Below are 13,850 nucleotides of genomic sequence, written 5' to 3'. Positions count from 1 at the left end.
ATTTTGCGACCTCCGGCATCAGTTGAAGTTCGGCGGCTGCGACAGATCCGGCTGTGGTGCCGCCGGTTTGGCGGGCGCCGTGTCGCCGAAGTTCGGCGGTTGCGACAGGTCGGGTGCGGCACGCGCGGCGGGCGGCGCGGCGCCAGTGGCGGGTGCGGTTCCGGTACCGGCCGGCGGCGTGCCGAGCGGCGTCAGTCCCGGCACCTCCGGCACCGTATAGTCGATCGTGCCGGAATCGACCGCTGTGCCCTTGTAGTGCATCACCATTTGCGGGAAGGCGATGGTGAGCCCGATCATGATCACCTGGATGCAGACGAACGGCACGGCGCCCCAATAGATCTGGCCCGTGGTCACCGGCGCGATCTGCTTGCCGGTCAAGCGGTCGAGATAGGGCACCCGGGCGGCGACCGAGCGCAGGTAAAACAGCGCGAAGCCGAAGGGTGGATGCATGAAGCTGGTCTGCATGTTGACGCCCAGAAGCACACCGAACCAGATCAGGTCGATGCCGAGCTTGTCGGCGGCCGGTGCCAGCAACGGCACGATGATGAAGGCCAGTTCGAAGAAATCGAGGAAGAAGGCAAGCACGAAGACCAGAATGTTGACGCCGATCAGGAAGCCGACCTCGCCGCCCGGCAGCGAGGTCAGGAGATGCTCGACCCAGATGTGGCCGTTGACGCCGTAGAAGGTGAGGGAGAAGACGCGCGCGCCGATCAGGATGAACAGCACGAAGGACGACAGCCTTGTCGTCGAAGCGAGCGCCTGCTTGACCACGTCGAGCGACAGCCGGCCTTTGATCGCCGCCATCGCCAGCGCGCCGACAGCGCCCATGGCGCCGCCCTCGGTTGGAGTGGCGATGCCAAGGAAAATGGTGCCCAGCACCAGGAAGATCAACGCCAATGGCGGGATCAGCACGATCACGACCTGCTGCGCCAGCCGCGACATCATGTTGATTTTCAGGCGCTGATCGGCGATCGCAACGATATAGATCACGGCCACGCCGATGCTGGCGCCGAGGATGTCGGCATTGTCGCCATGGGTCGGTGCGAGATAGCGGTAGGCCGCGTAGGAGATCGCCACCGTCGCCAGCAACGCCACCAGCAGCGACACGACGCCATGGCCGAGCGTGCGTGCTTCCAGCGGCAGCGCCGGCATCGAATTCGGCCGGACGATCGTCATGATCAGGATGTAGAGCATGTAGAGGCTGGTCAGCACGATGCCGGGGATCAGCGCGCCCGCATACATGTCGCCGACCGAGCGGCCGAGCTGGTCGGCGAGCACGATCAGCACCAGCGACGGCGGGATGATCTGGGCGAGCGTTCCGGACGCGGCGATGACGCCGGACGCCAGCCGGCGGTCATAGCCGTAGCGCAGCATGATCGGCAGCGAGATCAGCCCCATGGCGATGACCGATGCCGCCACCACGCCGGTCGTCGCGGCCAGCAGCGCGCCGACGAAGATCACGGCATAGGCAAGCCCGCCGCGGATCGGCCCGAACAGCTGGCCGATCGTATCGAGCAGGTCTTCCGCCATCCCCGATCGCTCGAGCACGATGCCCATGAAGGTGAAGAAAGGGATCGCCAGCAGCGTGTCGTTCGACATCACCCGGCTGCCGTAGAAATTATCCGGCAACGCATGCAGCAGCGGCCAGGCGAGATTGATCGAGCCGCCCGAATAGGGTGAGACCAGGACTCCGATGAAAAAGAACAAAAGTCCGTTGGCGGCGAGCGAGAAGGCGACGGGATAGCCGATCAGCAGGAAGAGGACCAGCGAGGCGAACATGATCGGCGCCATGTTCTGGGCGATGAACTCGATCACGAGCGCACCTCGTCGGCCAGTGCCTTGGCTTCGAGTTCCGCCTGCTCATGCGCCGATATGAACGGGGTCGGGTCGTCCATGTCGCCGCGCATGATGGCGATCTTCTTGATGATCTCGGAGATGCCCTGCAGCGCTAGCAGGAAGAAGCCGACCAGCAGGATCGCCTTTGCCGGCCAGATGATCAGCCCGCCGGAATTGTTCGACATTTCACCGCTGCGGAACGAAAGCGACACGTAGGGGACGAAATAGATCACCATCAGCGTCACGAACGGCATCAGGAAAAAGACATGGCCGAAAAGGTCGATCCAGTGCTGCACGCGGCGCGGGAACAGGCCGTAGACGATATCGATGCGGATATGGTCGTTCTGCTTCAGCGTATAGGCCGCCGCCAGCATGAAGGCGGCGCCGAACAGGTACCATTGCAGCTCCAGCCACGCATTCGACGAGGTGTCGAACACCTTGCGGATGGTCGCGTTAGCGGCGCTCACCAGGATTGCCAGCAGGATCAACCACGATATCCATTTGCCGATGAACTCGTTCACACGGTCGATCGTCCTGGATAGAGCGAGAAGCCCTGCCATGCATTCCTCCCTGTTGGCCGAGGCGCGACGGCTCCCCCTTGTTTTCCGCCGCGCCGCTGTGGCCTAACCGTATGCCGTGCGTGGCAGGACGGGTCAACACAGGAGCGGCGCTGTCAACGCGGTTGTGAGACGAGGAAGCCGACGAAGCGCAGGGCTGCGGCGCAGGGCTCGGAAAACCGGAACCGGCTTCCGGCAGGGTTCGTGGGCAAAATCAAAGCGTTAAGGAGATCGTTTCGTTGCCGAAACAGGCTCATCGGTGGCAGGCGTCATGCAACCAAAGTCTGATGCTGATCACGCGATCTTGGTCTGGTCGCGGCCAGCGCCGATCAGCACCAGCATGGCGACGAGGAACAGGTACATCCATGCGTCGCGCCATTCCACCGGGAAATAGCCGGCCCACAGCGACTCGGCCATGCCGAAGGCGGCAGCGCCCAGGGCCGCCCGCGGCGGTGAGAGATAGCCGCCGACCGCCGTCACGAACAGGATCTTCAGCCCGTAGACGAGGCCGGAACCGAAACTGACATTGCCGTAATAGAGGCCGGCCATGACGCCGGCCAGCGCGGCGCAGAAACCGCCGAACAGCACTGCGTGGCGGAACACGGCGCGCACATCGACGCCGCACATGGCGGCCGCCTTGGGATCGTCGGAGACGGCGCGCCAGCGCCGGCCGAAATTCGAATGGGCAAAGGCCCATGCCGCAAGCGCCACCGCCGCCAGCACCACGGCGCAATCGAGCAGCTGGATCAGCGTCAATGTCGCCTTGAAGCGGGCATCCTGCGCGAAAACGACAGGCTGCGCCAGCATAGGCGGCAGCCACAGATCATGCGTGTCGGCCGCGATGCGGCTTGCTTCCGACAAAACCAGCAGGATGCCAAGCGTGGTCACCACGATCGCATTGGGCGAGCGGTCGGCCAGCGGTTCGAAGACGCTGCGCGACAGGACGCGGCTGATGAGCGCGGCGTAGAGGAAAGCCGCTGCGACGCCGAGCACCACCGCCGCCGTCAGCGTCAGCCACAGCACCTGATAGCCGAAGGCGGCGGTCAGGATCATCGTCTGTCCGCAAAAGGCGAACAGCGCGCCATAGGCCAGGTTGGTGCGGTGCAGGATGCCGTTGGTCAGCACATAGCCGAACGCCAGCAGCGCATAGAGTGCGCCTGAATGCAGCCCGTTCAGGACCTGCTGGAACAGATACAGCATGCGAAAATCCTCGGGGGCATGTCGCCCAAAGCGCATAGCGGTTTTGGGACGACGATACGCTCCAGACAGAGAGCGGCAATACCCGCTTCAGGGCAGACTTGCATCGTCGAATCTAACTTGTCAAATGCCATTTATCGGTTAGATTTCGGACATGACGGTATCCTGGACCCCGCACCGCTTCACCGGCGGCCTGCTCGCGCTCGACACGGCGAACACCGTCGTGCTGCGTGCCGATCCCGAGAGGACCTTCGACCGTTTTGACGATCCGCGCGAGATCGCCCGCTTCGCGGACGCGGCGAGCGGCTTTCGCGCCGCCGAGCTTGGCGGCAGGCGGCTGGCGGTCTCCGCGCCGGCTGCAATCGCGCCTGTCGTGCTGGCGATCCGCGAGGCGACGGACCGGTTGTTTCGCCACGCGGTGTCGAAAGGCACCGTCGCTACCGATCATCTCTCAGGCTTGCTGGGGGCCTGCGCCGGCGGTCTTGCCGGCAGCCGGACCGAGATCGCAACGCCCGGAAAGCCGTTCGGCGATCCGGCAACGCCGATCGCATTCGAAGCGGCACTGGCGGTTTCCGCCCTGTCGCTTCTGCGCGAGGACACGGTCGCCAGGCTCAGGATCTGCCCCAATTGCTCCTGGCTGTTCGTCGACCGCAGCCGCAATTCCAGCCGCCTGTGGTGCGACATGGCGGTCTGCGGCAACCGCCAGAAGGCAAGCCGCCACTATCGCCGCCGCAGGGCGGCCAATGACGTCAACAATGTCCAGGATTAGCTCTCGTTCAGCCCTGCTCGGCATGGCGCTGATCGCGGCGATGGCGCTCGGCGCCTGCCGCGACACCGCCAAGGACGGTGAAGGCAAGTTGTTCGAGATTTCGGGCAAGATATTCGTCTTCAACTATCGTCTTGCCAGGGCGACCTATGTCGTGACGCTGCGGCCCCTGCGGCCGATGGGAGAGGGCCAGGTCGCTGTCGCCAGCTTCCAGGATCCGGCCGGCGGCGCGCCGTTGGTGGTCGAGCAGAAGGTCTGGCCCAAGCTCGACAAGGTGACGCTGGAGAGCCCGGCTTTGACCTGCGTCGTCAAGAACAAGCCTTATACGATCGCCATCGCTATCAAGGGCTCCGACGGCGCGGTCCTGCAGAAGATCGACACCACGCTGATGTCCACCGAAGACCAGTCCATCCTGCCCGACCGGCCGCTCGTCATTGACCAGCTCTACACCGCCAATCCCGATCTCGTCGGCCACCCCGACGGCAAGCTGCCGGGCGAGCCGAAGCCCGACTGCTCCAAGGGCACCTGACGCTCGCCGCCAAGCCGAAAAGCAAGCGAAATTTTCGTACGCCGGACATTGCTCGCGGGGCGATTTCATACCGGGCAAGGGATGACGGCGGATCGTTCGTTGCGCGTTGCCTGGCACGTCCGATTTCGTTTGACCTGTCTTGCAAGGGGAGAAAGGATGCGTCATCCGATCCCGACGCTGGCTGCCTGCCCCCGCGCGGCCTCCGCAGAGGAAATGCCTGATGACGCTGCACGACGTCGCGCTCGACGACAAGTTCGACCTGGGGAAGGAACGCATCTTCCTGTCCGGCGCCCAGGCGGTCATCCGCATGCTGCTGATGCAGCGCGAGCGCGACCGCCGCGCGGGCCTGAACACGGCCGGCTTCGTCTCCGGCTATCGCGGTTCGCCGCTGGGCGGCCTCGACATGCAGCTGTGGAAGGCAAAAAAACAGCTCGCTCAGGCCGACATCGTCTTCCAGCCCGGCCTTAACGAGGAACTCGCCGCTACCGCCTGCTGGGGATCGCAGCAGACGGAACTGCTGGGCGAAGGCACCCATGACGGCGTTTTTTCGGTTTGGTACGGCAAGGGTCCGGGGGTCGACCGCTCCGGCGACGTCTTCCGCCACGCCAATCTGGCCGGCTCGTCGAAACATGGCGGTGCGCTCGCTTTGATGGGCGACGACCACATGGCCGAATCCTCGACCAACGCGCACGCCACCGAATTCCTGTTCGTCGACGCCATGGTGCCGATCCTCAACCCGGCCGGTGTCCAGGAGATAATCGATTACGGGCTCTACGGTTTTGCCATGTCGCGCTTCGCCGGCACATGGGCGGCCATCAAATGCGTCAAGGACAACATCGAATCGACGGCCTCGGTCGATGCCTCGATCGAGCGTCTGAACATCGTTAATCCCGAGTTCGACATGCCGCCCGGCGGCCTCAACATCCGCCACGAGATCGACATGCTCGGCCAGGAGGAGCGGCTGCATGAGTACAAGCGCGCCGCCGCGTCGGCCTTCATCCATGCCAACGGGCTGAACCGCGTCGTCTATTCGGGCGGCCGCAATCCCAGGATCGGCATCATCACCATCGGCAAAAGCTATCTCGACGTCCGCCAGGCGCTCGAGGATATCGGCATCGACGAGGCGGCCGCCGGCCGCATCGGCGTGCGGCTGTTCAAAGTCGGTTGCCCCTGGCCGCTCGATTTCCAGCACATTGCCGAGTTCGCGCGCGGCCTCGACACCATCGTCGTCGTCGAGGAGAAGCGTTCGCTGATCGAGGTGCAGCTTCGCGAGAGCCTCTACGGCACCGCCACGCAGCCCGTCATCGTCGGCAAGAAGAACGAGCGCGGCGACTGGCTGTTTCCGGCCAAGGGCGCGCTCGACCCCAACGAAATCGCCATTGCCCTTGGCGAAAGGATCGTGAAAACCATCGGTCCGTCGGAAGAGATTTCAGCGCGGGTGGCGAAGCTGCGCCAGTTCCAGGCCATGCTCGCAGACGCGTCGGACATCGGCTCCCGCACGCCCTTCTTCTGCTCCGGCTGCCCACACAATTCCTCGACCAAGGTGCCGGATGGCTCGATCGCCGCGGCCGGCATCGGCTGCCATTTCATGGCACTGTGGATGGACAGGAACACTGTCGGCTTCACCGCCATGGGTGGCGAGGGGGCGCAGTGGGTCGGCCAGGCGCCCTTTTCCAAGCGCGACCACATTTTCCAGAATCTCGGCGACGGCACCTACAACCACTCCGGCACGCTGGCGATCCGCTTCGCGCTGTCGTCGGGCGCCAACATCACCTACAAGATACTCTATAACGACGCGGTGGCCATGACCGGCGGCCAGCCGCATGAAGGCGGCCTGACGGTGGACATGATCGCCAGGCAGGTGCGAGCCGAAGGGATCGAGCGCATCGCCGTCGTCACAGACGAACCCGACAAATATGCCGGCAAGGTCGAGTTCCCGGCCGGCGCCACCATCCATCACCGCGACGATCTCGATCTCGTCCAGCGCGAGCTGCGCGGCGTTAGCGGGGTTTCGATCCTGCTCTACGACCAGACCTGTGCCGCCGAAAAGCGCCGCCGTCGCAAGCGCGGAACCTTTCCCGATCCCGACAAGCGGGTCTTCATCAACGAACTGATCTGCGAGGGCTGCGGCGACTGCGGCGTCCAATCGAACTGCGTCTCCATCCAGCCGGTGGAGACCGAGTTCGGCCGCAAGCGCCGGATCGACCAGTCGAGCTGCAACAAGGATTTTTCCTGCGTCAATGGCTTCTGCCCGTCCTTCGTCACGGTGCATGGCGCCAAGATCCGCAAGGCCGAAGGCATCGCCGGCAAGACCGATCCGCTCGACGGCGTTCCAGCAGCCGCCGAATTCCCGCTCGGCGAAAAGGGCTGGGCGGCGATCATCGACGGCGTCGGCGGCACCGGCGTCGTCACCGTCGGCGCCGTGCTCGGCATGGCGGCTCATCTCGAAGGCAAGGGCTGCGGCATGATCGACATGGCCGGGCTTGCCCAGAAGGGCGGTTCGGTGTTCACCCATGTCCGCATCGCCCGCACGCCCGATGACATCCATGCCATCCGTGTCTCGGCCGGCAAAGCCGATCTCGTGCTCGGCTGCGATCTCGTCGTGTCGGGCGCCAAGAAGGTGCTGGCCGCGGTGCGCGAGGGCCACACCATCTTCCTCGCCAACACTGCCGAGATCATGCCGGGCGAGTTTGCCCGCTCGGCCGATTTCTCGCTGCCCATCGAGCGCTTGAAGAAGGCGATCCGCACTGCTGCCGGCGACGACAAGGCGCATTTCTTCGACGCCACCCGCACAGCCACCGCCCTGTTCGGCAATTCGCTGGGCGCCAACATGTTCATGCTCGGCTTCGCCTTCCAGCATGGCGGTCTGCCGCTGTCGGCGCAAGCCGTCGAAAAGGCGATCGAATTGAACGGCGAGGCGGTGGGGATGAATATCGCCGCCTTCCGCTGGGGCCGCCGCGCCGCGCATCAGCCGGATTTCGTGCGTGGCCTCGTCCAGCCGGGCAAGGACGGCCAACCCGCCACGATTGCCCAGACGCTGGACGAAATCATTGCCCGCCGGATCGCTTTCCTTTCCGCCTATCAGAACGCCGCCTATGGCAAGCGCTACGCCGGCAGGATCGCTGCCCTGCGCGCGGCCGAAGCCAAGGCCGCGCCCGGTTCGAGCGCCGTGACGGAAGCGGCGGCCAGGAACCTGTTCAAGCTGATGGCGATCAAGGACGAATACGAGGTGGCGCGCATCTATACCGACGGCTCCTTCGCCGCCGAACTCGGCAAGCAGTTCCAGAGTTACGAAAAACTCGAATTCCACCTGGCGCCGCCGATCCTGGGCCGTCGCGGCAATGACGGCAAACCGAGGAAATCGAGCTTTGGTCCCTGGATGATGAAAGGGTTCCGCATACTGGCGGCGCTGAAGGGCCTGCGCGGGACAGCATTCGACCTGTTCGGCTACACCGCCGAGCGGCGCATGGAGCGGCAATTATTGGCGCAATATGAGGCCGACCTGCAACGCGTCGCCAACTCGCTGGCGCCGGACACCATCGAGGCCGCCACGGCCCTCGTCTCGGTGCCGGCACTCATCCGCGGTTACGGCCATGTTCGGCAAGCCAGCGCTCAAAAGGCGGCCGGCGAGCGCCAAAGACTGCTCGAGCGCCTGTCCGGCACGTCAGCGAGGGTGGAACTCCAGGCCGCCGAGTGATGGCCTTGTTTACCTAAAGCCCAATTCTCCCAGTCTGTCCTGCTTTGCGCGCCTTCGGCAAGCCGCCCAAAACCGCTGTTCTAAGCCTTTCTTAAGGCGGATGTGAGATGACGAGGCCTAGCGTTGGGCCGACGACATGGGCAGAACAAAGACCGAAAACATCCCAGCGGATGTTTATATCCAGTTTGTGCGGTCGTTGTTCGACAACGCCCACATGCTGGTGATCGGTGGCGTGTGCTACTGGATCCTCGGACTAATGATCTACTTGCGCACGAACAATCCGTTGTTCCTGGCTTTCTCGTTTGTTCTGCTGTCCATCTGCCTTTACCGCTATTTCGGCATTCGCGCCTTCCGGAAGGCAGGCGGTGTAATAGCCGACGTCCAGGAGGCGCATCGGTGGGAGCGCAACTACATCCTCAAGGGCAGCGTGCAGGGCCTAACGTTGGGCGCACTGTGCTTCATATCGATCTATGTCTATCCCGATCCCTTTGCCGAACTGGCCGCGACGTCGCTGGCCATCGCGACCTTGGTGACGGTTGTTGGCCGGAACTACGGCTCTCCCATTATGGTGCGGGTTTTTTCCGTGACCTTCATTGGTCCGGCAGCACTTGCACTTTTGCTGCGCATGGATGTGCCTTCGGTCATTCTCGGTCTGATGATCATCCCGTTGACTTTCGTCACGATCAACAGCGCCGACCACGTCCGCGATGTGCTTTTCTCGGCTGTCATCGGCCACAAGGAAGCGAGGAAGCTCGCGCTCAGATTCGATCGCGCGCTCAATACCATGTCGCATGGCCTCGTCATGCTTGGCCCGGACGGTCGGGTGGCGGTCGCCAATGCCGAGGCCGCGCATCTGATGTCGCTCAAATCGGCCGATGCGCTGCTTGGGCGGTCAATCCATGGTCTCTTGATGCGCGGCGTCGTGGGCGGCATGCTGGCCCCAAAGGACTGCCGCTACATCGAAGCCCAGCTGACGCGTGCATTGCGCGAGGGCCGCGACCGTAAGGTCCTGGTTTCGCTCGCCAATGGCCAGCACTACGAATTCTCCGCCCGCGAAGGCAGCCAGGAACTCGGGGTCATCACCTTCGAGGACGTGACGGCGCGCGTCGAGGCGGAAGACAAGATCCGCTTCATGGCGCGCTATGACAATCTCACCGGCCTGCCCAATCGCGCCTATTTCCACGAACTGATCGGCGAGGCGATGGCGTCAGGCGACCGTGACCGCCTCTGCGGCCTTGCCGTGCTCGACCTCGACGATTTCAAGAGTGTCAACGACACGCTCGGGCATCCGATCGGCGATGGATTGATCTACGCGGTGGCCGAGCGTCTTGCCGCCATTGCGGGACAAGGCATCACCGTCAGCCGCTTCGGCGGCGACGAATTCATGGTTTTCTTCGACCGTATAGAGGATGAAAGCCATCTGACCCTTCAGATCGACGAGATCTTTGCAGCGTTGCAAGGGGAGGTGGACGTCGCCGGCCACGGGCTGCGCATCCAGGCCAGCGCCGGCGCCGTGCTGTCGCGGGTCAGGGATACCGACGTCGACGCCATGATCGTCAAGGCGGACCTGGCGCTCTATAAGGCCAAGGAGCTCGGCAAGAACGGCTGGCGGCTGTTCGAGGCCGCCATGGACGCTGCGTTCCGCAACCGCCAGCTGATGAAGGCGGATCTGCGCAGCGCGGTGGAAGGCAAGGCCCTGCGCGTCGTCTACCAGCCGATCGTGGCGATGAGCACGATGCGCATCGCCAGCTGCGAGGCGCTGTGCCGCTGGGACCATCCCGACCTCGGGCCGATTTCGCCCGGCATCTTCATTCCGCTGGCGGAGGAAATGGGCATCATTTCCGAGATCAGCACCTTCGTGCTGCAGGCAGCCTGCACCGAATGCGCCAAATGGCCGGACCACACCAGCGTCTCGGTCAATCTCTCCGCCAAGGATTTCCGCAACCGGGACGTCATCCAGAAGGTTCGCGACGCTCTGGCCAGCTCCGGCCTTGCCGCCGGCCGGCTGGAGATCGAGGTCACCGAAACGGCGCTGCTCGATGACAAGTCGCTGACACGTCAATACATCGAGGAACTGAAGCAGATCGGTGTGCGCATCGCACTTGACGATTTCGGTACCGGCTATTCGAGCCTGAGCTATCTGCACAAGCTGCCGCTCGACAAGATCAAGATCGATCGCTCCTTCTTGATGGACGTCACCCAGAGCAAGCGTTCGCTGGAGCTGCTGAAGGGCATTGTCAATCTGTCGCGGCCGCTTGGACTTTCGGTGACTGTCGAAGGCGTCGAGACCTTTGAGCAGCTCAAGATCCTGGCCTTGCAAGTGAAACCGGATCTCGTGCAGGGCTTCCTGTTCGGTGCCGCGCTCAGTGCGTCGGGTATCGAGACGATGTCGAATGTCACCTGGCCATTCGCCGCTGACCTGCGTCGCACCGGTAAACGGACGGTCCGTTAGCGCCGTAATTTTCGACTTCGCTCGATTGGATTCCCCGCGCGTGCGAGTCGCACGATGCTCTTTGATGTCGAACTCAATCGTTCGATGACAGGATACGGTTCCGCCGTGATTTTGGCTTTGCGCAATGCTGCTGAAAGGTCTTCCTCACTACGCAGATGTATCGGAGGCATGATCCACATCCTCTCAGTGGCAATCGCTCGGACGATTGCTCAGTAAGATATTCTCAAGCGGCTCCCGGCCATTAAGGTTAACGGAATGTAAATCAACAAGATCTAAATTTCGGCTTGTGTCTCATTTCAACTCGAATAGCCTATCCTAGGTCGAATTCGAGGACAGACGATGGATGCTGCAACAGCTACAAGGAATGCGTCTGGCGGGGTAAGCACAGCCGGGGATTCGGTGCTGAATCGATCGATGATGCAACTGCTTGAGCATGTCGATTATCGCCTCATTACCGGGGGCGAGGATTTGGAAGCGATTTACCGGCTTCGCTATAAGTCCTATCTGCGCTCCGGCATGTGCGGCCCGCTCGCCAGCGGCATGTTCGAGGATCGCTGGGACAATCTACCCAATTCCTACCGATTCGGTGTCTATTGCTACGGCGAATTGGTGAGCACAATCCGCTTCCATTACATTTCCATCGAGCACCCGAATTCGCCCTCCGTTGATGCCTATCCGGAAATACTGATCGAGCGGCTTGCCCGCGGAGAAACCTTCATCGACGGAACCCGCTTCGCAACCGATCCTGATGCCGCGCCGGCACCCGGAGTGCTGCCGTTTCTGACACTCAGGCTTGCCATGGTGGCCTCGCTCTATTTTGGCCAGAACTCTGTGCTGACGCCGGTCAAGGTCGAGCATTCCAATTTTTATTCTCGTTACTTCAATGCCGTGCAGAGGACCGAGGCTAAGGAGTTTCCGGGCGTTCTTACCCGGATCGCCCTGTTCGAAATCCCCGCCGGCGAAAATATGCGCCTGACGCTCGAACGTTTCCCATTCTTCAGGTCGACGCCCATGGAACAGCGGTTGATGTTCGCCAATCCGGCCATCAATCGGCTGACGCCCTTGTCTATCGTGCCGACGGCGAAATATTATCGTGAGGCCGCCTGAGGCCCCTGATTTTGCAAAGCTCCGGAGCTTTCCGGCCAGATCCGCGTTTTGATGACGGCGGCGCGTTGACGCTCCGCGTCTTCATTTCGACGTATCTGCCAAAAGGACCCCGACATGCATATTTCCCAGCTCGCGCTCACGCCGCTTATCTCGCTGATCGCCGGGGTGCTGATTCTGGTCATGCCACGGCTGCTGAACTACATCGTCGCGCTCTACCTGATCATAGCCGGCCTGCTTGGATTGTTTCCGCACCTCGCCGGCTAAAGACGGACAGCGCGGTTGACGCGCCAGCCGGCTTCGTCCGGGATTGCGCTAAAACAAGCAGCCGGAGCGGTTCGGCGATTCTGCCGAACGCAGGGGCGCTTTGCTTCAAATTTCCCTTGAGGCAGTTGTCGGCTGCGATGCGGCAATAGCGCCATTGCTCTCGGCGCGGCTTTTCGCTATGTGCCTGAAAGATGTCTTCGAAGGGGTATTCCTATGGCTGAGCACACGCCGACCGGTCCTGTCGAACTGGGCGCGAAGATGGACTATGCCGAGCACGACCGCACCTATGCGGGCTTCCTCATGCTGGCCAAATACGGATCACTCTTCTGCGGCGCCATACTTCTGGCAATGGCTTTCGGTTTCTTCGCGGGCGGCTTCTTCTCGGCGACTATCCTGTTCGTCCTGATCATGGCCGTCGGCGCCTTCATTCTGCGATAGTCTTTCCAAAACCCCATTGCCTTTGACGTCGCCGGACGCCCCGGCCGACACTTTGCGCAAACAGGTTCCAGCCGAAAGGATCATGCGGTGGGACAGACGGTTTTCATCCCTCGTGAGCTCGATGCGAACGAGCCGCGCGTCGCGGCTTCGCCCGATACGGTGAAACGGCTGGCCGGCCTGGGTCTTGAAGTGGTTGTGGAGGCCGGTGCCGGCACGCGATCGCGCATTCCCGATGAGGAGTTCGCCAAGGCGGGCGCTTCGATCGGCGAGGCCGGCGATGTGGCCAAGGCCGACGTGGTGCTGAAGGTGCGCCGGCCGACCGATGCGGAGCTGAAAAGCTACAAGTCAGGCGCTGCGGTCATCGCCATCATGGATCCGTATGGCAACGATGCCGCCGTCGCGGCGCTGGCCAAGGCCGGGCTGACGGCCTTTGCGATGGAATTCATGCCGCGCATCACGCGCGCCCAGTCGATGGACGTCTTGTCCTCGCAGGCTAACCTTGCCGGCTACCAGGCGGTGATCGACGGCGCAGCCGAATATGACCGGGCGCTGCCGATGATGATGACGGCGGCCGGCACTGTTCCTGCCGCCAAGGTGTTCATCATGGGCGTCGGCGTCGCCGGCCTGCAGGCGATCGCCACAGCGCGCCGGCTCGGCGCAGTCGTCACCGCGACCGATGTTCGCCCCGCCGCCAAGGAACAGGTCGCCTCGCTTGGCGCAAAGTTCCTCGCCGTCGAGGACGAAGAGTTCAAGGCGGCCGAGACCGCCGGCGGCTACGCCAAGGAGATGTCCAGGGAATACCAGGCCAAGCAGGCGGCGCTGACCGCCGAGCACATCGCCAAGCAGGACATCGTCATCACCACGGCGCTGATCCCCGGCCGCCCGGCGCCGAGGCTGGTGTCGGCTGACATGGTCGCCTCGATGAAGCCTGGTTCGGTGATCGTCGATCTTGCTGTGGAGCGCGGCGGCAATGTCGAGGGCGCCGAGGCGGGCAAGATTGTGACGAC

Annotated in this window: 11 protein-coding genes; 8 read left to right on the top strand and 3 right to left on the bottom strand. The window is 63.0% G+C overall.

Annotation, left to right across the window (positions count from 1 at the left end; all coding sequences use genetic code 11):
- Positions 1 to 18 precede the first annotated feature (18 nt).
- The 3 genes from FJ940_RS27265 to FJ940_RS27255 form a co-directional block, all read right to left on the bottom strand.
- Positions 19 to 1,815 carry a TRAP transporter large permease subunit gene (locus FJ940_RS27265; protein WP_181171820.1) on the bottom strand — a complete coding sequence of 599 codons (1,797 nt, stop codon included), beginning with the start codon at positions 1,813 to 1,815 and terminating at the stop codon, positions 19 to 21.
- Positions 1,812 to 2,396: a TRAP transporter small permease subunit gene (locus FJ940_RS27260; protein WP_140501131.1), complete on the bottom strand. Its 585-nt coding sequence runs from the start codon at positions 2,394 to 2,396 to the stop codon at positions 1,812 to 1,814. Before FJ940_RS27260 ends, FJ940_RS27265 begins: the two co-directional genes overlap by 4 nt.
- Before the next feature lie 291 nt (positions 2,397 to 2,687).
- Positions 2,688 to 3,593 (bottom strand): branched-chain amino acid ABC transporter permease, encoded by a 906-nt coding sequence (locus FJ940_RS27255; RefSeq protein ID WP_140501129.1) that lies wholly within the window; start codon positions 3,591 to 3,593, stop codon positions 2,688 to 2,690.
- Positions 3,594 to 3,744: 151 nt separating this feature from the next.
- On the opposite strand from FJ940_RS27255, the gene FJ940_RS27250 reads away from it, so the two are divergent.
- The 8 genes from FJ940_RS27250 to FJ940_RS27215 form a co-directional block, all read left to right on the top strand.
- On the top strand, positions 3,745 to 4,359 hold the full coding sequence (locus tag FJ940_RS27250; RefSeq protein WP_140658460.1) for a CGNR zinc finger domain-containing protein: 615 nt from the start codon (positions 3,745 to 3,747) through the stop codon (positions 4,357 to 4,359).
- Positions 4,346 to 4,885 carry a hypothetical protein gene (locus tag FJ940_RS27245; protein ID WP_140658458.1) on the top strand — a complete coding sequence of 180 codons (540 nt, stop codon included), beginning with the start codon at positions 4,346 to 4,348 and terminating at the stop codon, positions 4,883 to 4,885. Before FJ940_RS27250 ends, FJ940_RS27245 begins: the two co-directional genes overlap by 14 nt.
- Positions 4,886 to 5,105: 220 nt before the next feature.
- Complete coding sequence (locus FJ940_RS27240) at positions 5,106 to 8,582, top strand: indolepyruvate ferredoxin oxidoreductase family protein (RefSeq protein WP_140658456.1); 3,477 nt, start codon at positions 5,106 to 5,108, stop codon at positions 8,580 to 8,582.
- A 136-nt stretch (positions 8,583 to 8,718) separates the two neighbouring features.
- On the top strand, positions 8,719 to 11,034 hold the full coding sequence (locus FJ940_RS27235) for an EAL domain-containing protein (protein ID WP_140580591.1): 2,316 nt from the start codon (positions 8,719 to 8,721) through the stop codon (positions 11,032 to 11,034).
- 414 nt (positions 11,035 to 11,448) lie between these two features.
- A complete protein-coding gene (locus FJ940_RS27230) occupies positions 11,449 to 12,141 on the top strand; it encodes a hypothetical protein (RefSeq protein ID WP_224619964.1) in 693 nt (230 codons plus the stop codon).
- Between the two features lie 114 nt (positions 12,142 to 12,255).
- Positions 12,256 to 12,405: a DUF3096 domain-containing protein gene (locus tag FJ940_RS27225; RefSeq protein WP_140501117.1), complete on the top strand. Its 150-nt coding sequence runs from the start codon at positions 12,256 to 12,258 to the stop codon at positions 12,403 to 12,405.
- 213 nt (positions 12,406 to 12,618) lie between these two features.
- On the top strand, positions 12,619 to 12,843 hold the full coding sequence (locus FJ940_RS27220; protein WP_140501115.1) for an aa3-type cytochrome c oxidase subunit IV: 225 nt from the start codon (positions 12,619 to 12,621) through the stop codon (positions 12,841 to 12,843).
- A gap of 87 nt (positions 12,844 to 12,930) precedes the next feature.
- On the top strand, positions 12,931 to 13,850 hold a 920-nt coding region (locus FJ940_RS27215; protein WP_140658454.1), incomplete at its 3' end, for an NAD(P) transhydrogenase subunit alpha.

It is taken from the genome of Mesorhizobium sp. B2-3-7, from assembly GCF_006442695.1.
In the GTDB taxonomy this organism is placed as follows: domain Bacteria; phylum Pseudomonadota; class Alphaproteobacteria; order Rhizobiales; family Rhizobiaceae; genus Mesorhizobium.
The sequence above is the reverse complement of the archived record's forward strand: the minus strand, read 5'-3'. Positions and strand labels throughout refer to the sequence as shown.